The following is a 19,968-nucleotide window of genomic DNA, read 5'->3' as shown; positions in this document are numbered from 1 at the left end:
TTAATCTTGGCAGCATTTGTTAAGACCGACTGCCATGAGGGGTTTGTTGTGTTAAGTATTGAAATTTTTCAAATAGATGCGTTCACTGACAAGATTTTTCATGGTAATCCAGCGGCAGTCTGTCTCTTAAGCGATTGGTTGAATGATGAGTTGATGCAGGCAATCGCGGTAGAGAACAATTTGTCCGAGACTGCATTTGTCATTGAAACGAGCAACGGCTTTCATATCCGCTGGTTTACTCCTAAAGGCGAAATCAGTCTTTGCGGTCATGCTACTCTGGCTGCTGGATTCGTTCTGTTTGAACTGGGCAAGTGCAGCGGCGACGTGGTCCATTTTTCCAGCATTGGGGGACAGTTAAGCGTCAAAAAGAAATCAGACCGTTACATGCTTGATTTTCCCAGACTTGGATATACGCAAATCCACGCACCGGAACAATATGAAACGCTGATCGATCAAAAAGTAGTGGAGTTTTACGAAAGTGAGCTGGATTATCTATTCCTGCTCTCTGATGAAACTGCGGTGGCTTTGGCACAAATAGATTATCGAAGTTTAAGCTTGTTGCCCAAACGCGGTTTAATTATTACCTCTGCTGCAGCAGATCATGATTTTTACTCGCGCTGTTTTTATCCAAAGCATAATATCACCGAAGATCCCGTCACTGGATCAGCGCATTGCGTACTGGCGCCATTTTGGGCTGAACGCTTGCAAAAAAACGCTTTAAAAGCAGTTCAGGGCTCTTTAAGAAAAGGCGAGCTTTGGTGTGAGGTGTCCTCTGATAGAGTATATATCACTGGCAGCTGCAAGTGGTATCTTAAAGGCCATCTGGTGATTTAACCTGGGAAAGATTCATTTTTAAGAGAAAATCCTCTCTCCCAGGTTTGGGAAAGAGACAGGGATTGCATGAAGGTTGGGCCCTTGGCCCAACATTGAGTTCTGGAGTGGTTCAACCCCTTTGTTGGGCCAAAGACCCAACCTGCGATAACTCCTTAATTTAATTGCAGTGAGGGTTGATTTAAATCTCTCTATCTAACTATTCCTTTGGAGAAAAGATATTTTTAAAGCATCGTCTGAATGTCAATGGCAAGTTTTAATATTATGGTTTATGCTGAATAAGTCGTCGGTAAAGACGATTTTTATAAATTGACTAAGGATAGTTAAAATGATGAACAATTGGAACAGCGTTATTTTCTTAAAAACTGAAAAATCATCTTCTGACATGATGAACATGATGTCCAAATGGGACGGCATAGAAAATATGTGGTCAACCACTGGCGATTGGGACTGGTGCATCAAGCTCGATAGCAAATCTTCAAGCCCTGAGAAAACTGAAGAATTTGTTAATCGCATGCGTGAAGGCCATTGGGCTACTCAAACCAAAACCAATTGGTGGAAGCAAATCGATAAACGATAAGCTGAAATTGTTTCTCGAGTGTTAAAGATTTAGTGCGCAATCCAAACTAAGCACTGATGATTTAATTTGGATTGCTCACGCAAGTCTCACTGTAGTCCGTATCAGTTGTATTCATTTAAGCTCTTGCTATTTCACATAAATTGCTTTTAAAACTTCTTCTTTTTCGTCTTGCCATACATCATCCATCATGTAAAAATGCCAACACACTCAGGATGGAATCATGTTATGGCTGAATCTGCAGGGAAACGATTTAGGTTATTAGTAAAAACCCAGGCACCACTTCAGGTGATGGGAACAATTAATGCATATTGCGCTATGCTGGCAGAGCGTGCAGGTTGCCAGGCAATTTATTTATCTGGAGCAGGTGTTGCCAACGCATCTCATGGTTTACCCGATTTGGGTATGACCAGTTTGCAGGAAGTTGCTGAAGATGCGCGACGGATCACCTCTGTTAGCGAGCTTCCGCTTTTAGTGGATGTCGATACGGGTTGGGGGCATGCATTCAATATTGCCAGGACAATCAGGACAATGGAAAGCGCGAAGGTTGCCGCCATTCACATAGAAGATCAGGTTATTGCCAAGCGTTGCGGTCATCGCCCCAATAAAGCAATAGTCAGCATGAGCGAAATGGGCGATCGAATTAAAGCCGCGGTGGATGCACGTACTGATGAACAGTTTGTCATTATGGCAAGAACGGACGCTTACTCGGTAGAGGGCATGACTGCTGCTATTGAGCGTGCCCAGCTCTGCGTTGAACTGGGTGCTGATATGATTTTCCCAGAGGCAATGGCTTCGCTTGATGAATACAAGCAATTCACAGATAGTTTGCCTGTACCTGTGCTGGCAAATATCACAGAGTTTGGCAAGACCCCTCTATTCACGCGCGACGAACTGAAGAAGGCAGGCATCAGCCTTATCCTTTACCCGCTGAGTGCTTTCCGAGCCATGTCAAAGGCTGCTTTACAAATGTATGAAACAATTCTAAATCAGGGAACCCAGTCTTCATTGCTTGACTCAATGCAAACGAGAGAAGAATTATATGATGTTTTGGGGTATCACCGCTATGAACAAATTTTGGATCAACTGAGGGAGAAAGAGGATGGTCAATAATACAGCCGGATTAGCTGGAGTTGTTGCTGGACAGTCAGCAATTTGTACAGTAGGAAAAGCTGGAAAGGGCTTAAACTACCGTGGATATTCGATTGATGATTTGGCCATGTATGCCAGCTTTGAGGAAGTGGCCTATCTTCTTCACTACGGTCATCTACCCACTCAAAAAGAGTTGGATGCTTATAAAGACAGATTGATGAGCTTGCGCAAATTACCTGAGCCATTAAAACAAGTCCTTAAAATGATTCCCAGGAATTCGCATCCAATGGATGTATTAAGAACAGCATGCTCGTTTCTGGGAAACATTGAGCCAGAAACTGATTTCAAACAGCAATATGATATTGCTGATCGCCTGCTTGCTTCATTTCCGGGAATGATTTGCTATTGGTATGCTTATCATTTTGAAGGCAAGGAAATTAGCCTGGAGACGGATGAAACTTCCATCGGCGGGCATTTTCTGGCAATGCTTCATGGCAGAAAGCCAGAAAAACTCGAACGAGACATGATGAATGTATCATTGATTCTTTATGCAGAGCATGAGTTTAATGCTTCAACTTTTGCTGCCAGAGTGACTGCTGCCACATTATCTGACTTTTATTCTGCAATTACTTCAGCTATTGGTACTTTGCGTGGACCCTTGCATGGCGGCGCCAACGAAGCGGCGATGGAAATGCTGGAACAGTTTAAAAATCCTGATGAGGCAGAATCACGGTTGATGTCAATGCTGGCCAATAAAGAAAAGATTATGGGATTCGGCCATCGGGTCTATACCGTCAGTGATCCTCGCTCGGATATTATCAAGGAATGGTCGAAGAAATTAGCTGAGGCGCGTAATGATACTCAGTTATTTCATATATCTGAGCGGGTTGAAGCGGTGATGCGCAGAGAAAAGAAGCTCTTTCCCAATCTGGACTTCTACAGTGCCTCTGCCTACCACTACGCAGGTATTCCAACCCCTCTGTTTACTCCTATTTTTGTGATGTCTCGTATCACCGGATGGGCTGCCCATGTGTTTGAACAGCGAGCGGATAACAAATTGATTAGACCTACTTCAGAATATACCGGTCCAGAGCCAAAATCTTACCTGCCCATTGAAAAACGAGGTTAATATGCATTCCTATGTTGAAGATAATATAAAACCAGATTATGACTCGGTGATTCAGGATATTGCAGACTACGTTCTGAACTATGAAATTAATAGCCCCGAGGCTTATGAGACTGCCAGGCTGTGCCTGATGGATACTCTGGGCTGTGGAATGCTTGCGCTTAATTTTTCTGAATGCACTAAGCTCCTGGGACCTGTTGTACCGGGGGCTGTGCTGCAGGGTGGGGCTAGAGTGCCAGGAACCTCCTACGAACTGGATCCGGTTCAGGCGGCTTTTAATATTGGCGCGATGATTCGCTGGCTCGATTTTAACGATACCTGGCTTGCGGCAGAATGGGGGCACCCATCGGATAATTTGGGGGCTATTCTTGCTGTTGCCGACTACATTACCAGACTTAATTTAAAACAGGGCAAGTCGCCTTTGTATATGCAGGATGTCTTGACTTCTATGATCAAGGCGCACGAAATTCAGGGTTGTCTGGCACTGGAAAACAGTTTTAATCGTGTCGGACTGGATCATGTTTTTCTGGTCAAAGTGGCCAGCGCAGCAGTTGCAGCTCAATTGTTGGGTGGTGATCGCGATATGCTGTTAAGAACCCTGTCGCAGGTTTTTGTCGATGGCCAAAGCCTTCGCACCTATCGCCATGCGCCTAATGCCGGTTCGCGAAAATCCTGGGCTGCCGGGGACGCTACTTCCCGTGCAGTTCGTCTGGCCTTAATTGCCGAGGCAGGTGAAATGGGCTATCCAAGCGCTTTGTCAGCACCCAAGTGGGGCTTCTATGATGTGCTTTTCAAGGGTAAGCCATTCGCTTTCCAAAGACCCTATGGCAGTTATGTCATGGAAAATGTCCTCTTTAAATTATCCTTCCCGGCGGAGTTTCATGCACAAACTGCAGTGGAATGCGCAGTGAAACTTCATCCGGAGGTTATTGCAAGGTTTGATGAGATTAGTCAAATTAAGATGATTACCCACGAATCGGCTATTCGTATCATCAGTAAGCAGGGGAAGCTGCATAATCCGGCGGATAGAGATCATTGCCTGCAGTACATGGCTGCTGTTGCCTTATTGCATGGTGATTTAAGAGCTGAGCATTATGAAGATGACTATGCTTCCGATCCACGTATCGACCAGCTGCGGGAATTGATGCATGTTACTGAAAATGAATCTTTTTCCAAAGATTATCATGATCCGGACAAGCGTTCGATTGCCAATAGTATGCAACTGGTGTTCAAAGATGGAAGCAAATCTGAACTGATAAGCATTGAGTATCCAATTGGACATAAGAGACGCCGTGCTGAAGGGATCCCGGTGTTAAATGATAAATTTATGCGTAATCTTAAAACCCGCTTCTCAACGCCGCAAACGGAGAAAATAGCCGCTGCCATGTATGATACCAATTCACTGGCTGCAATGTCTGTGGATCAGTTTATGGCGATGTGGCAGGTTAAGTAACTCCCTAGGTTCTTTAAATAGCTCCCTACATCCCTTGGCTTGTCCGAGGGATCCAGGAATCTCATGCCAGGAAGGGGCAAAGCATTTTAAAATTCACTACCATTTTTATGGATACCCCGCATAAAGCGGGGTACGTAGGCTCTTCTAGGATGGTTAAATTTTGTGACCATCTCTCAGGGACAAGCCGAGGGACGTAGAGTAGAGTGCCAATTATCTAAAGATAACTGATTCTAAAACTTACGTTTTATATTTGCAGCAGCGAGAATTTTGGTAGCGATTTCTTCAATAGAAAAGCGGGTGGAGTTCAGATAGGGAATATTCTCGTGTTTATACATCGCTTCAACTTCCGCAATTTCAAGCCTGCATTGTTCAGCAGAAGCATACTGACTATTTGGACGTCGTTCGGTTCTTATGTGCTGCAAGCGTTCGGGATCAATGGTTAAGCCGAATAATTTACTCTTGTAGGGCCGTAATATCTCGGGTAGATGATAATGGAGTGTATCCTCCTCAGTAAAGGGATAATTGGCGGCCAGAACACCGAAATGCAAAGCCATATAAAGACAACTGGGCGTTTTTCCCGAGCGTGAGACGCCCACAAGAATAATATCCGCTTTATCGTAATCCCTGATTTTTATTCCATCATCATGCATGAGGGCATAATCGACTGCCTCAATGCGATTACTGTAAGATTGAGAGTTGGCAACCCCATGGGTACGTCCTACAGTGTAGGATGATTTTGAGTGCAGTTCAGTCTCAAGCGGGCCGATAAAGGTATTAAATAAATCAAAAACACAGGCCTCTGCCAGTCGAATCGTTCTGGCGATTTCCATATTGACCAATGTCATAAACAGCAAGGGTTTAACGCCAGTTTCTTTATAGCAATTATTTATCCGCTCAACGACTTTTTCCGCTTTTTCATGAGTATCCACATAAGGGATGGTTTGTTTTTCAAATACGATATTTTCAAACTGGGTCATCAGGCTATTGCCTAAGGTTTCAGCAGTTATCCCGGTGCCATCTGAAATCATAAAAACATACCGTTTCATTCTTTTGCCTTTTGGTTTAGCAGATTGACACTATATTACAAAATTTATCCAGTCTCGGCAAACTTGGCAAGAGTGCATTCTTCTGCTATGTTCAATTTAATCATAAAGTTATAGAAACAATTTGAATGACTGAATTAAAAGAGAAAACAAGAGATTTACACGCCATTGCCACTGAAATCCAGGCAATAGCTCAAATCGGATTGGCATACAGCAAAGATCCTTTTGATCTCGAGCGCTACCAGCAATTAATGCGAATTGCTGCAGAATTATTTTCACCTCTTTGCGACTTAAATTCCGAGCATCTTTCTGTAGAATTTCTTACAGAAATTGGTTATTCCTGTCCTAAAATAGATGTCAGAGCCTTTATTCGTAAGGATGATCAATTATTATTAGTCAGAGAGGCTCAGGATAATAAGTGGTCTCTGCCAGGTGGATGGGCAGATGTAAATCTTTCGCCTTCGGAATGTGTGGCTAAAGAGGTATTGGAGGAAACCGGGCTAATCTGTCAGGTAAACAGATTACTTGCTCTCTGGGATACAGCAAAACATGATCATCCGCCGCATTGGCCCTATATTTATAAGTGTATATTTGATTGCAGTATAATGGGAGGGGAGTTTTCTGTAAGCCATGAAATTAGTGATGTCAGATTTTTTCCTTTAGATGATTTACCGCCCTTATCGCGCTATCGAATAACAGTTTCTCAAATAGAAAAACTGGTGGATTTACAAAGTGATGGAACATTATGCACAGTATATGATTAAGAGGATATGCGATGGAACCCAGTCGATTTGAGTACAATAATAAGTTGTTCATAACGGGTATGATTAGTCTTGCCATGTGCCTGGTGCTGATTTGCCTTGCCCTTTATCTGTTTCCTTATCTCATTTTCAACTGGGTTTATGATGTGCCAGAGTTTGCTATTACCTTTCGTCAATGGCTGGTTGAAAAGTATGGCATTAGTGAAGCAGCAGCTGGCTGGAGTGTTTTTCTGATGTTTTTAATCCCGGCGTTGATTACAGGGTTAATTTCTTATAGTACTTCCAATGCCATCGACAATAAAATTCATGGGTTCGACAAGCCTTCAGATGAGAAAGTAGAACAGAGTAAAAATAGACTTGAGAGCGTGACATTCGGATCGCAACTGTTACTTTTAATCATAGGGATAGTGATGCTTGTTCTTTTTGTGGACTGGTTAATGTTTTCGATATGAGTTATATCTCATAAATACAAGGAATTTGGGGGTAATCATGACATTTTTTAAACGTTATAAAATCAAATCGCTCAATAAAAAATTAAAGGCTTTACAGCAAAGTCGTTTAAGTACTCAGCCGAGCGAAGAGGCTCTGATTAAGGAGCGCGCAATTTATAAGTCACTGGTTGATATTTATAAATCCCTAAGAGGAAAGAAAAAGTACCCATTTGCTGATCAGATGATTCGGGAATGCCAACGTGCAGCGGCAGCAATTGATGATGCAGAAGCCCAGTATTTACTGGGGAAAGATCTCCTGGAGGAAGCTAAATTTAGAGAGCAACTGGAGAAAGATAAAATTTTTGCCAGCACAATCAATGAAAAGCGTATGGCTCAATTGTATGAGGAGGCGCATGCCTATTTTATTGCCGCACAGAAACTAAATCACATACAAGCCAAACGCTTGCAAGGCCTTGCCTATATCAATGGCTGGGGCGTTGATCCAGATCGTGAAAAAGGGTTTGAGATGATTGTTGCCAGTATCAATCAGGAAAATAGCTGGGATAAGGTACCACAAATCTTTGCTTCTCTCGGTTTAAATAAACCTGAGTTCTTTTCTGCCTTAACCAAACTCAGAGGTAAAAGTTAGCACGCCATATCTGCCTCTTTTTCTGTATCGCCTATTCTAACTTCCACGTCCCTCGGCTGTTCGAGGGATCCAGAAGCCTCATAGAGAAAACACCGGACCCTGGGGAGTAGGCCCATAGAGGTCAGGCTAAGAAGTAATGTTATCCCCTCTCCCCCGCGCGCAGCGTGGGGGAGAGGGTAGGGTGAGGGGGTTAAAAAATTTATCACGCTAGTGATTCCACTTTGTTGTGACAAACCATAGCCACAGAAAAATGATAATGAATCGCAACGCGACCTTATTATAGCCCCCTCTCCCTAACCCTCTCCCCCGCTGCGCGGTGGAGAGGGGATCTAATATTCTTAGCCTGACGGCTATGGGGAATAGGTCCGAGCTTTAAAAACACCAACCTTTATGATATAACAGCCTGAATCTGAAGTGGTTAATTAAAGGAATTATGATGTTATCTGGCAAGTTATGGAAGCTGGGAGCTCTTTCAGTTGGTCTATTATCATTCTCTGTATCTTACTCAAACACGGGTCAATCAGTCGATACCTCCATTTGGGAAACCTACCAGGGCAATGCTGCCCATACAGGATATGTTCCCATCGCCATTGATCCTGAACTGATCAAACAGCTTTGGGCAGTATCCGTGGGACGGGATGGCTTTCCAGGTTGGAGAACTGAAGTTCATCAGGCCTCAATTGGTCAGAAGTATGTATTTGTCTCAAGATATAACTATGGCCAGGCAAATTCATTAGAAGCATTTTCGTTTACAGACGGGCAGGTTGTCTGGACCGCAGATTTAAACCACGTTGCCGTTCAGCCAAGTGCCTATCATGATGGTGTGGTTTATGTACAAACGGTGTATAGCGATTCGTATAAAACCAGGCTTAGGGCATTTGATGAAAATACAGGGGAATACATTTTTTCATCGCATTTTCCTGCACAATACCAGGATTACAAGGCGCCTGTGATTGATGAAGGCGTTGTGTTCATTAGCTCTGGTTATTACTCTGGAATTACTGCTTTTGATGCACATAAAGACAATAAACTTTGGCATACTCCTTTTCCTCGTTTGTCTAACGGAGCTTCTCCTGCTGTAAATAACCAGTATGCTCTTTATTATAATGCCGGATATCTGTATAAGCTGGATAAAAAGAAAGGCAAGGTTCTCGCTAAAATACACGATGATCATTGGGAATGGAGTAATGATTATGATCCAACGCCCGTCCTCTCGGGTGACTCGGCTTTCGTGACAAGTAATCATTATTTGACAAAATTTAATATTGCAGAAGATAAAATTGAATTTGCAATTTCCAATGTGTCCAGCAATCCATCAGTGGATGATAAAAACGTCTACGTCATTAAAGACTCTCATCTTACGGCAATCAATGCAGAGACAGGGGATGTGGTGTGGAGCATTAATGAGTCTGAATACCAAAAAGCTGAGGATCTCCTGGTTACTAAAAACCTGGTTTTTGTTTCGGATGGGAAAGAAACAAAGGCCTACTCAAAATCAAAAAAACATGAAGTCGTTTGGCAGGCACCCGTGGGAGGTAAAATGTCTTTATCATCTAAAGGCTTGTTTATAGTTTCAAAAAAAGCAACGCTTACAGCGTTTGATATAAACAGTACCGTAGAAGCTGACGTCAAATAGAATTGTCAAATTCGTATCACCATAGGAATCGCCTTCATGAATGAAGATAGTCTAGTGATTAATCCCGAAATATCTTCCACAGAAGATATTAATTATCCTGCCACCGAAATAGCAGATGACTGGAGTGATAGTGACTCATTCTCTGATGAGGACGATTCGCCCCATATTTCTTACTTTTCCAGAGACTGTATCCTGAAACTTAAAATTGATGTGGACGAGCGTTCCCTTGAACCCGCATATCAGTTAAGCGCAGTTCCTTATGTGTCGAAAGATAACCCCTTAGCGAAGCTTAAAGAAAATAACTGGTGTATCGGGGAGCAACAAGCTGTCTATGATCATTTTCAAATTTCTGGCAAGGATGAAATCCTTTCACAATTCAAATCACTGGTAAACCGAACCCCTTTAGATATTAATGACATTCGTTATTGCCTCTCCTTCCATGCAGTCATTGGCGGGTCTCTGGGTAAACATTTGCTTCCCGTTAGGTATTACTCACGAGAGTATTCCAAGGAGCAATTTCGCTTGTTTATTAGTGTTGCTGATCTTTTGCTGCGCAATGTAAGTCTTGAGGATAATGCAATTAATGAGGCCTTTGAGTATCAGCAGCAAGCCTATGGACTTTTTCTCTCACCGGAAGAAAGAAAAGAAGTAATCAACAAATTAAACTACCATCCAGCACGTGCTCGAAAGAAACATCTAAATACAATCAAAGCGCAATGGTCAGTTTCAGAGAGCCCTCAGATTGGATATTCCAATCCTGCACTTGATTATCTTCATACATTTGGCAGTTGGCTTTCAGAGCAGTTGGTTCGCTTCACGCAGGCAACTTCGTATGTTGCTCCTCAAACAGAGGTATTAGAGGAGGGGGATCGCTTAAATGTTATTGCCAGATTAAGAGCCAATCAATACGATTCCCTGACTGCGCAAAAAAATGATTTAAAACGATTGATTAAATTACGCTCATCATATAAACCCGAGGATGGGTTTTATGCCCGTCTGGTTCATACCTCCAGGTTATCAAGAGAGTTTTGGCACTCAATTAATAAACCAGAATGCTGGGAAAGCCCAGAAATAATTGAAAAGGCCAGACAATTAGTTCTGGAACATATTATCTTAAGCGATGAAATTCTTGCGGATATGGAGTATTTCATTCGTGAAGCTGGTTTTGAACCCACGCCATTTCGTGTAGCAGCTCTTTTAGATAATCAGGATTTGCCATTTGGCAGAACATTTATTTATTCAGGCATTGTTGATTTTTACGCCTATTTCAGAGAAAAAGGTTGGACTCATGTTGTAAATGGATTGCTTATTAATGGTAAACCAGCAATAGGTTTTGAATTCGCTGAACCCGCGCAAACCAATTTATTGTTCTTCAATAAGAACTCTCCCGAATATAAACTACGTAAGCTGTATAATACGTTCATCAAGTACGGTTTTTATCAGAGATATGGTGAGGAAAATGGGGAAGATTTTAGAAAAGCGCTAAGTGTTGCGGACAATCGCTATGTTAACTGGACTTCGATTGATAAGAAAATTGATAAACCTTGTCCTGAAACCTGGCCCCAATTTTTCAAACGAAGTATCCTGGGCGGCGACCAGCCTACAGAGGAATCTTATACTTATTCTCATCCAGTGCATGATACCAGACCCACCTAGTTTGCTTGCTATTTAGTTAAGTAATGCGATAACTGCATTAAGGTAAAAAGCGAAGACAAGCCAGGTAATATAAGGAACTAATAATGAAAAAACTAATTTATTCCGGGTCCGGATTTTTACCATTAATATTAAATTAATCACAATAAGAATCATTAATAGAAAAGCACTGAAAATCAAGTAATGAAACTGAAAAAAAAAGGGCGTCCAAAGCCAATTTATAAGCATCTGCAGTGTAAATAAATAACGGAATGAGTGAGGATGATTATGTTTTTCCTTACTCCATAAAGTCCAGGCTATGAATGCGAGTATCCCATATAAAATTGTCCAGACAATCGAGAAGGTGAAACCTGGAGGGGTGAGAGATGATTTATTAAGATTTTCGTACCAGGGATGCAGGTTGCTTTGTGTTAATAATCCTAATGAATATCCTATCATCTGAAATATAAGGATCCAGATGAGTAGTTTAAGGAAGTTGTTCACCGTCAAATTCCATCTCCATGATGTTAATCCCGCACTTATTGATTATTATCAGAACTGCTATATATTTCAAGGAGAAGTGTTAATTTGGATTAAATGTCTTACCACAGGGGTGATTTTATAGTGAGTACATATAAAGTAATTAGTATTTACATCCTTTCCTATTTCTTATTTGGTGTTATAGTTTTTCTTTTAGTATTTGGCTTTGCTGATAGTTTCAAAATTTTAAAATCTTCCCCCCTTAGCAATGACATAAATGGAACAATTATTTTATGTTCATCACTCATAGCCAGTGTCTTAATAATTAAATTAATGAGGAAACGTTTATCACTCCAGCCGTATTCCTATTTTATATTAGGTTTTTATATTGGAAATTTATCTTTATTATTAATGTTCCTATTAGATGCTCTGCTGAATAATTATGTGGTTTGGAAATTCCCTGAATTTTTATTATTATTTTTTGCGCCATTTATTGAATTATTTATTTCCTATCTCTTTGGTTTTGCATTTTTGGCATTAATTCCCTCTTGTTTAAGTGCATATATTCTTTTCAAAGTGATACAGAGCAAAGAAAAAAAACTTCTTAGGCTTGGTAGTAGATAGAATATTGTACAATGCATGATTACTCTCTCCCAATTGGAAATTTTGCTATAAAGGAATTGCCTGGCAATTTAGGTAACCTTCTAAACGGAGATTAAATGAAAAACGGAGTCTTTCAAAGCGATCCGTTTCAAAATAAGACCAACCCAATGACGGTGGATGCCAACCCGAGAAGTGGCTTATGCATTCTAAATAAAGTTATGCGTTTCTCCGGAGTTTGATTGTTGCCAGAGCACGAGTTCTAATGAATAAACATCCTCATCAGCTACACTAATAGAAATAGACAATGCGGTATTAAAGATGCCTTATTTTGCTGCAATCCGCTGGCTACCGAGGGGGTTCTACAAGCCCCCCGTGATTCAATATCTACTGCTCGATGAGCAGCTAGACTACCTGATTTCGCCTGCAATAATAGAAGCTCATGATTTAAAACACAGTGTTAACCAAGTGCTTCATCACATAGAGAGTAAAATTTCAAATAAAAATAATTTAAAAATACATTATAAATCCATCACCAAAAGTTATGGCCGGCATCGCAGGGACTCTGCACTATTCGACCAGCTCATCAGGCAATGGCTCAAAAAAAATCATCTATTAGAGCCAAATTCCCGCACGGCCATTCTATTGAAAAAGAAACAGTTGAAATTATTTAAGGATGCGCTCTATTTATTAGATATCGATTGCAAAACAAGGGGGCAGGCCTTTGTCGCTCATTTATGGGCAATCGCACTTAAAGCCACGCCTAAGCGAATACCGGACGTGATAAAAACCATTTGGAAGAGTCGCTATGGCATCAAACGAATGACCCCGAACTTTTTAGAAAAATACAATGAATTTTATGCCCATCTGCAGTAAATAGTGATAGTGTAATGACCGCTTTCGCTCCACGCCATGCAACACATAAAGAGTTGAGGCTTCGGGGTGGGTATGGAGTCATCAGTTAGTCAGTCAATACCAGAGAGATGAACTCTGGCCGTTATCAAGCCGCATTTGCCGGATATCCTCGATTGGCAGCTATGCTGTCAAGCACCCGGGTAACTCGATGGGCAGGCAGGCTCAGATCCACTTCGATGGCCAGTGCTTCCCTGCCTGCATTTGTCTTACCGCGCAGTAGAACACGATATCGCGATATTAAAAAATAAATCATGCTCGTAACATTGTTGAATTGGTTTTTAAAATAAATAATCAATTAAGAGCTTGATTTAATGAATTGTTAACCATAAGTAGAACAATTCATCTTTTCAATCGAGTCACAGCCAAAATCCGAGATACCAATGGATTATTGATTTGCCCCAAAATAAAGCGACTAGTGCAGCGAAGCATAGAAACGGGCCAAATGGAATCGGGGTATTGCGGTCTTTATCTTGTATGCGTAGATAAATCAAGCCGATAATTGCCCCGCAAAATGATGCTAAAAGTAAAATCAGAGGAAGCATTATCCAGCCGAACCAGGCACCAAAAGCGGCAAATAACTTGAAGTCCCCATTTCCCATTCCTATCTTGCCGGTTATGAGGTAGAAGATTTTCATAATCGACCAGAGGAATAGATAAGCCGCTGCGGCTGAAATGACTGCATTGGGTAAATCTGCAAATAAATGCCTTGTATTAGCCAAAAGCCCAAGCCATAAAAGACTCAGGGTCAGATTATCAGGCAGGATTTGATGTTCAAGATCAATATAGACCATGACAATTAATATCCACAAAAACAAAAAAATAAGCGGCAGAAACCAGGTAAAGCCGAATACCCAGGTCGCATAAAGGCTAAGGACGCAGGTCAGCAACTCAATAAATGGGTATCTAAATGGAATGCTTTGCTTGCAGGATTTGCACTTTCCACACAAAAAGAGATAACTGAGCAGTGGAATATTAGCAATTGCAGGAATGGTTTTTTTGCAGGAAGGGCAGAATGAGCGGGGGAAAAAAAGATTAATATTTGCTGCCGGATTTTCTGTTTCAAGGTTCAAAAGACACTTGCACTCCTCAGCCCATTGTCTTTTCAACATAATTGGCAGACGATAAATAATCATATTGAGTACACTGCCTACTGACAATGTAAATAGGGTCATAAAAGTATATAATACACCGGGATGTAGTTGTGAGAGTTGCTCAAGCATGAAATTACACCACAGAACCAAGTTTGAAAATAGGCAGATACATAGCAACAACTAATCCACCCACCAAAATACCCAGAATCGACATAATTATCGGTTCTAACAAACTGCTTAGGGCATCAACGGCATTGTCAACCTCTTCTTCATAAAAGTCAGCTACCTTGCCTAACATCTTTTCAAGAGTACCTGATTCTTCCCCAATGGCAACCATTTGAATCACCATATTGGGAAACATATGGGTATTGTGCATGGCAAGCTGCATTTGCTGGCCTGTAGAGACATCCTGGCGAATCTTGTCGGTAGCTTCTGCATAGAGAATATTTCCTGTCGCTCCAGCAACCGATTTCAGGGCATCCACCAGCGGTAATCCAGCTGCAAAGGTAATGGAGAGCGTTCGGGCAAATCGGGCAATTGAGGCGTTGACGAGAATAGTACCAATAACCGGAATTTTAAGCAGGCTGCGATCGATTGTATGCGCAAATTGAGGCGAATGATTTTTGGCATAGATAAAGGCATAAATAGCACCGCCAAGCAACCCAAAGATAATATACCAATAGGATTGGAAAAACTTTGATAAATCAATAACGCCGCGTGTCAGAGCAGGTAAGTCCGCGCCAAAGCCTTCAAAGAGAGATTGAAATTGCGGCACTACAAAGATGAGTAATGCAGCGGTTACCAGAATCGCAACGATAAGGACGGCGATAGGATAGGTTAATGCTTTTTTAATTTTCTTTTTAATGGTTTCGATTTTTTCTTTATAGGTGGCAACCTTGTCCAGCATGATATCCAATGAACCTGATTTTTCTCCGGCATCCACGAGATTTGTAAACAATTCATTGAAATACACTGGATGCTTTGATAATGCTTCCGCCATGCCCGTACCGGACTCAATATCTTTTTTTACATTTTCAAGCAGTTTGATCATTCGCGCATTCGTTTGGCCTTTTGTGACAATATCAAATGATTGAATGAGAGGGATCCCTGCGGCAATCATAGTCGCGAGTTGCCGGCTAAAAATAGTGATATCGGCCTGCTTGATTTTTTTATTTTTTCTATCAAAAAAGGGCTTTCTCTTTTTAACAACTTTTTTGACGATATAGCCTTGCTTGTTAAGATCTGCTTTAGCCAGAACCAGAGTTCTTGCCTCAATAATGCCTTTTACTTTTTCACCAGCCCGATTGACGCCTTCCCAGCGAAAGCTTTTTAAATTATTTTCATTTTTTTCCATAGATTAATCCATTGTGACTCGGTTGACCTCTTCAATGGTCGTAATCCCTTCCTTTATTTTTTCAAGTCCGGCATGATAAATTGTCCACATTCCTTCTTTCTGTGCCTGCTTTAGAATGTCCAGGGATGTGCCGCCTGACATGATAATCTCACCCAGTGCCTTGGACATTGGCATCACCTCAAAAAGCCCAACACGCCCTCGATAGCCGTTTTGATTGCAATTGGGACAGCCGACTGCCTTATAGATTTTAATTTTTTGGCTATCCTCTTCAGAGAACCCCAATTCAATAAGGCTTTTTGGAGTGGTATCATCACGAACTACTTTACAGGAATCGCATAATTTACGCGCAAGTCTTTGCGCAATCAATAGGCTGACAGAGCTTGCTATATTAAAAGAGGGGATTCCCATATTTACCAGACGGGTGAGGGTTTCCGCCGCACTATTGGTGTGCAGAGTTGATAAAACCAAATGTCCTGTTTGTGCTGCTTTGACAGCAATTTCTGCCGTTTCGAGATCGCGAATTTCCCCCACCATAATAATATCCGGATCCTGACGTAAAAAAGCTCTCAAGGTGTTTGAGAAGGTTAATCCCGCTTTGGGATTAATGTTAACCTGGTTAATTCCAGGCACCTTGATTTCCACTGGGTCTTCCGCTGTCGAGATATTGCTTTCTTTAGTATTCAAAATATTCAAGGCAGTATAGAGGGTCACTGTTTTACCGCTTCCTGTCGGGCCGGTTACCAGTATCATCCCCTGCGGTTTTTCAATTGCTTTTAAAAAATGACCTCGTTGCAGGGGACTAAATCCGAGAGCCTCAATTCCAAGTTTTGTGGATCCGGGATCGAGGATTCGCATTACAACCTTTTCTCCGGCGATTGTCGGACAGGTGCTTACCCTGAAATCAATAGAGCGCGCACGGGAAAGTTTCATTTTAAAACGTCCATCCTGAGGGATTCGTTTTTCTGAAATATCCAGGTTGGACATAATTTTTATTCGTGCGGTAATCCGGCTTGCCAGACTGATAGGGGGGGCAGCTACTTCATTTAAAAGGCCGTCAAGCCGATAACGGATGCGATAATCACGCTCGTAAGGCTCAAAATGAATGTCCGAAACGCCTTTTTTAATTGCCTCATAAAGAATTTTGTTGACGAATTTAACAACGGGAGCATCTTCGCCGGCCGCACTGCGATCTGCTTCTTCCTCGTCTGCGCTTATTTCGAGATCATCAAGATCATCCTTAACGTAGTCATTTAGTCCCTGATTTTCTTTTTCATTGAGTAATCGATCAACCAGTTTTGTCAGCTTATTGCTTTCGACAACAATTGTGTTGGTATGAAGACCGGTATGAAATTGAATTTCTTTGAAAGAGGCTTGTTTGCTAGGATCATCCGTGGCCAGGAAAAGATGATTTCCACGGGTAAAAAGGGGTAGAATAGTATGACGTCGAATAAGCTTTTCGTTAACGAGTGATACAGGAAGCACTTCAGGATCCACGCTATCCAAATCAATAAAAGGCAGGCCGAAATTCTGTGCGACAATCAAAGCCACCTGCTGTGCGCTTAAAATATGATTCTGCACCAGATATTGCAATAAAGTTTGCTTGTTCTGGTGAGCCTGGGTTTGACATTCAAGGGCTTTGGTCTTGTCAAGTAGATTTTCATGGACCATTAGCTGCGCAATCCCTTGTAGTCTTTGTTCTTCCGTTGTGATTGCCATCAGTTTATTAAGAAGTTAATACTATGATTACTATAGACAAAAAATCAGTTCAATGCACGAAATAGACGAGTCTGTGCTAATCAGGAAATACAGGAGAATCTTGCTGTTTCGGTTATCCCTGTGATACAAAAGAAGCTGGTTATGTAACTGGAATAAAGCTTGTCCCTGGAAAAAGAAAAGAGCCGATTCAGGATGCTGGATGAATGGTTTTTAAGCGAGCCTGGTCTGTCGGTATCAAAAGCGTTCTGCGATGAACTCCAGCCGTTGAAAGAATTGCTTCATGGTGAATGCCTGCTGCAACTAGGTTGCTGTGGGCAAAACGAATGGATGCCTCTTTTACGTTATCAGCACAAATGGATTGCAACAATGCATTCCAATGTGAATCTCAGTACGTTTATTTCAGAACTGGATCAGCTACCTCTCGACAGAAATAGTGTCGATTGTGTTTTAGCGCCATTAACTCTGGAGGGTACTTCTCGCATGACGGTTGTGGATGAAATTGACCGGATATTAAAACCTATGGGCTATGCGGTATTTCTTGGCATTAATCCAATCAGTCTATGGGGGGCGCGCCTGCGCTGGTCAGAAGACTTGTGTTTTGGTCATACTCGAAGTACAACACGCTCCGCCTTCTCGGTCAAAAGGGCGATGATTCACCGAGGCTTTATTCAATGCCATTTATCCTATTTCCATTATATCCCGCCCTGCAGTAATCCTTTATGGATACAGAGATTTAAGGTATTAAATCAACTAAGCAAGATGATATCGATTCTTCCTTCAGGATTTTATTGTCTGGTTATGAAAAAATATCAGGAAGATCCCATTCATCCTCAGGCGATAACCTTCAAAGAACAATTGGCTGAAATGCGTATCCAACCAGCCCAGCAGGGTTGTAACTCAGAGCAGACTCGTTGATTCAAGTTGAACAGGAACGTGTAAACTCTGAATAAATTCGGTATAATCGCGCCAGGTTCTGCTTCACAGAGCCTAAGATTGTCTATCGTTTTATAGACTGTACCCAAGTCACTTACTTCAGGCCAAATTATGTCAAAAAAAACTATTTACCGCATTATGTTTAATCATCAGGAGACGGTGTATGAAATTTATGCTCGTAAAATTAGCGAAAGTGAAATGTTTGGCTTTCTTGAGGTAGAAGACTTTGTATTTGGTGAAAACTCTTCGCTGGTAGTCGACCCTTCCGAGGAGCGTCTTAAACTGGAGTTTAGCAACATTAAAAAAACATTCATCCCGCTTCATTCCATTCATCGAATCGATGAAGTGAATAAGCAGGGAGTTGCTAAAATTAAAGAGCATGGCAAGTCGGAGGCCAAGGTGAGTATGTTCCCAGTGCCTGGTAAAAGAGAATAATATTTAATGAAGACGATGCTTGCAAATTAATTAATTCAATTTTAGGAATTCTGATGTCAATACCAGTTAATATTAAAGAAGTTTATGAAAAATCATCGCTTCTTTTCAGCACCCAGGAAGTGGAAGCTGCCTTGGACAAGATGGCGGCCAGTATCAATGAAGTGCTTCAGGATAAAAATCCGGTCATCTTATGCGTAATGATTGGCGGTCTGGTTCCTATGGGCAACTTGCTTCCCCGGCTTAACTTTCCTCTGGAAGTCGACTATGTCCATGCGACACGCTATAACGGTGAGATTCGCGGCGGTGAGCTTATATGGAAAGTAAAACCCAGCGTAAATCTGGAAGGGCGAACGGTATTGGTTGTCGATGACATTCTTGATGGGGGTGTTACCTTGGCAGCTATTATCGACACAGTGGCTGAAATGGGGGCCGAAGCAGTTTACAGTGCAGTTCTGGTTGATAAATATCGCAAGCGTGTTCCTAATGGCCTGCAAAAAGCAGATTTTGTCGGGCTTGAAGTAGAAGATCATTATATTTTTGGTTATGGAATGGACTACAATGAGTATCTGCGTAATGCACCTGGAATATTTGTAGTAGCTCCCGAACACGAATAAGTCGATTATAGACTCTATGTGCCTCGGCTTGTCTGAGGCATCCTGCCACAATGCCTGAAGCAGAGCCTCGAAGGCTAATATCAACTTAAAACAACATCTGCAGAACTAGTGTTTACTCCAAAGGAAGTTGAACAAACGAATTATGAAAAAGCCACTGCGATTTTAAATAATCAGGGAAAGATAGGTAATACGATCAAAAACCTGATTACCCGTTTGGCTGAGAATCAAAATAGCTGGAACCCTTACTGGCGTAACAGCAGCGCAAAAATGGAATTGATAATTAACGCTGTATTAAATTTAGAAGAGGGATCAGATTTTGCATCGATATTAAACGATAAGCAGTCTGAGCTTTATACAGCACTCAATATGCAACGATTACTTCCAGTGACTGTTTTAGGCAACCTGGGGTTTTATCACGCTAAATCTGCCATCAGAGCAGAGAATGAATTAGCGAAACACAATGATATTAAAGACTCATCAGCCAGTATCATCTGATATCTGGTTAACCATTAAGTTCATTGGTAATAAACAGCGAGTCAAAACAGGCAGTTGTGTCAGTATCTCGAAGTAATTATTTCGAGATACTGCCCTTAAATACA

The 19,968-nt window shown here is 41.6% G+C and carries 21 protein-coding genes and 1 pseudogene; 16 read left to right on the top strand and 6 right to left on the bottom strand.

Translation table 11 applies throughout. The features are described from left to right. Positions 1-48 precede the first annotated feature (48 nt). The 5 genes from DYH61_RS07860 to DYH61_RS07840 all read left to right on the top strand — a co-directional run bounded on the left by DYH61_RS07860 (position 49) and on the right by DYH61_RS07840 (position 5,079). Positions 49-834, top strand: coding sequence for a PhzF family phenazine biosynthesis protein (locus tag DYH61_RS07860; protein ID WP_058508344.1), 786 nt, complete (start codon positions 49-51; stop codon positions 832-834). Positions 835-1,162: 328 nt separating this feature from the next. Then, positions 1,163-1,411 carry a hypothetical protein gene (locus DYH61_RS07855; protein ID WP_058508394.1) on the top strand — a complete coding sequence of 83 codons (249 nt, stop codon included), beginning with the start codon at positions 1,163-1,165 and terminating at the stop codon, positions 1,409-1,411. Positions 1,412-1,636: 225 nt separating this feature from the next. Continuing rightward, positions 1,637-2,521 (top strand): methylisocitrate lyase, encoded by an 885-nt coding sequence (gene prpB / locus DYH61_RS07850; protein ID WP_058508343.1) that lies wholly within the window; start codon positions 1,637-1,639, stop codon positions 2,519-2,521. Continuing rightward, positions 2,511-3,629, top strand: coding sequence for a bifunctional 2-methylcitrate synthase/citrate synthase (prpC, locus tag DYH61_RS07845; RefSeq protein ID WP_058508342.1), 1,119 nt, complete (start codon positions 2,511-2,513; stop codon positions 3,627-3,629). Before prpB ends, prpC begins: the two co-directional genes overlap by 11 nt. A 1-nt stretch (position 3,630) precedes the next feature. Further along, positions 3,631-5,079, top strand: coding sequence for a bifunctional 2-methylcitrate dehydratase/aconitate hydratase (locus tag DYH61_RS07840; RefSeq protein WP_058508341.1), 1,449 nt, complete (start codon positions 3,631-3,633; stop codon positions 5,077-5,079). A gap of 230 nt (positions 5,080-5,309) precedes the next feature. Here DYH61_RS07840 and ppsR read toward each other — a convergent pair whose 3' ends face one another. Beyond that, complete coding sequence (gene ppsR, locus DYH61_RS07835) at positions 5,310-6,125, bottom strand: posphoenolpyruvate synthetase regulatory kinase/phosphorylase PpsR (protein ID WP_058508340.1); 816 nt, start codon at positions 6,123-6,125, stop codon at positions 5,310-5,312. A gap of 125 nt (positions 6,126-6,250) precedes the next feature. Between ppsR and DYH61_RS07830 the strand changes: the two genes are divergently transcribed. The 5 genes from DYH61_RS07830 to DYH61_RS07810 all read left to right on the top strand — a co-directional run bounded on the left by DYH61_RS07830 (position 6,251) and on the right by DYH61_RS07810 (position 11,255). Continuing rightward, positions 6,251-6,886, top strand: coding sequence for an NUDIX hydrolase (locus tag DYH61_RS07830; RefSeq protein WP_058508339.1), 636 nt, complete (start codon positions 6,251-6,253; stop codon positions 6,884-6,886). Positions 6,887-6,897: 11 nt separating this feature from the next. Then, positions 6,898-7,335, top strand: coding sequence for a hypothetical protein (locus tag DYH61_RS07825; RefSeq protein ID WP_058508338.1), 438 nt, complete (start codon positions 6,898-6,900; stop codon positions 7,333-7,335). A 37-nt stretch (positions 7,336-7,372) separates the two neighbouring features. Beyond that, a complete protein-coding gene (locus DYH61_RS07820; protein WP_058508337.1) occupies positions 7,373-7,963 on the top strand; it encodes a hypothetical protein in 591 nt (196 codons plus the stop codon). A 433-nt stretch (positions 7,964-8,396) separates the two neighbouring features. Next, a complete protein-coding gene (locus DYH61_RS07815; RefSeq protein ID WP_083499255.1) occupies positions 8,397-9,599 on the top strand; it encodes a PQQ-like beta-propeller repeat protein in 1,203 nt (400 codons plus the stop codon). Positions 9,600-9,635: 36 nt separating this feature from the next. Next, the gene (locus tag DYH61_RS07810; protein ID WP_058508335.1) at positions 9,636-11,255 is read left to right on the top strand and encodes a hypothetical protein; all 1,620 of its coding nucleotides are present in this window, start codon (positions 9,636-9,638) and stop codon (positions 11,253-11,255) included. 12 nt (positions 11,256-11,267) lie between these two features. Here the strand turns inward: DYH61_RS07810 and DYH61_RS15985 are convergent, their stop codons facing one another. Further along, complete coding sequence (locus DYH61_RS15985; RefSeq protein WP_083499254.1) at positions 11,268-11,690, bottom strand: TspO/MBR family protein; 423 nt, start codon at positions 11,688-11,690, stop codon at positions 11,268-11,270. A 165-nt stretch (positions 11,691-11,855) separates the two neighbouring features. Here DYH61_RS15985 and DYH61_RS07800 point away from each other — a divergent pair, with 165 nt between their 5' ends. Together DYH61_RS07800 and DYH61_RS07795 are read left to right on the top strand one after the other, a co-directional pair. After that, positions 11,856-12,335: a hypothetical protein gene (locus DYH61_RS07800; protein ID WP_234999851.1), complete on the top strand. Its 480-nt coding sequence runs from the start codon at positions 11,856-11,858 to the stop codon at positions 12,333-12,335. A gap of 297 nt (positions 12,336-12,632) precedes the next feature. Next, complete coding sequence (locus tag DYH61_RS07795) at positions 12,633-13,187, top strand: hypothetical protein (RefSeq protein WP_234999850.1); 555 nt, start codon at positions 12,633-12,635, stop codon at positions 13,185-13,187. 88 nt (positions 13,188-13,275) lie between these two features. Here the strand turns inward: DYH61_RS07795 and DYH61_RS15980 are convergent. The 4 genes and pseudogenes from DYH61_RS15980 to pilB all read right to left on the bottom strand — a co-directional run. Then, a pseudogene (locus DYH61_RS15980) lies at positions 13,276-13,419 on the bottom strand (IS3 family transposase); the annotation flags it as partial. Between the two features lie 163 nt (positions 13,420-13,582). Further along, positions 13,583-14,446 carry a prepilin peptidase gene (locus DYH61_RS07790; protein WP_058508332.1) on the bottom strand — a complete coding sequence of 288 codons (864 nt, stop codon included), beginning with the start codon at positions 14,444-14,446 and terminating at the stop codon, positions 13,583-13,585. A gap of 4 nt (positions 14,447-14,450) precedes the next feature. Next, positions 14,451-15,671, bottom strand: a complete 1,221-nt coding sequence (locus DYH61_RS07785; protein ID WP_058508331.1) for a type II secretion system F family protein — start codon at positions 15,669-15,671, stop codon at positions 14,451-14,453. Positions 15,672-15,674: 3 nt separating this feature from the next. Beyond that, the gene (gene pilB, locus DYH61_RS07780) at positions 15,675-17,387 is read right to left on the bottom strand and encodes a type IV-A pilus assembly ATPase PilB (protein ID WP_058508330.1); all 1,713 of its coding nucleotides are present in this window, start codon (positions 17,385-17,387) and stop codon (positions 15,675-15,677) included. 159 nt (positions 17,388-17,546) lie between these two features. Here pilB and DYH61_RS07775 point away from each other — a divergent pair, with 159 nt between their 5' ends. The 4 genes from DYH61_RS07775 (at position 17,547) to DYH61_RS07760 (ending at position 19,864) form a co-directional block, all read left to right on the top strand. After that, a complete protein-coding gene (locus tag DYH61_RS07775) occupies positions 17,547-18,302 on the top strand; it encodes a methyltransferase domain-containing protein (RefSeq protein ID WP_065236173.1) in 756 nt (251 codons plus the stop codon). Positions 18,303-18,431: 129 nt separating this feature from the next. After that, a complete protein-coding gene (locus tag DYH61_RS07770; RefSeq protein ID WP_058508328.1) occupies positions 18,432-18,755 on the top strand; it encodes a DUF1820 family protein in 324 nt (107 codons plus the stop codon). Positions 18,756-18,808: 53 nt separating this feature from the next. Continuing rightward, positions 18,809-19,369 carry a hypoxanthine-guanine phosphoribosyltransferase gene (locus tag DYH61_RS07765; protein WP_058508327.1) on the top strand — a complete coding sequence of 187 codons (561 nt, stop codon included), beginning with the start codon at positions 18,809-18,811 and terminating at the stop codon, positions 19,367-19,369. 108 nt (positions 19,370-19,477) lie between these two features. Beyond that, positions 19,478-19,864 (top strand): hypothetical protein, encoded by a 387-nt coding sequence (locus DYH61_RS07760; protein WP_058508326.1) that lies wholly within the window; start codon positions 19,478-19,480, stop codon positions 19,862-19,864. Positions 19,865-19,968: the final 104 nt, after the last annotated feature.

Source organism: Legionella quinlivanii (assembly GCF_900461555.1).
In the GTDB taxonomy this organism is placed as follows: Bacteria; Pseudomonadota; Gammaproteobacteria; order Legionellales; family Legionellaceae; genus Legionella_C; species Legionella_C quinlivanii.
Note: the sequence above shows the minus strand (reverse complement) of the source record. Positions and strands in the feature narration are given on the sequence as shown.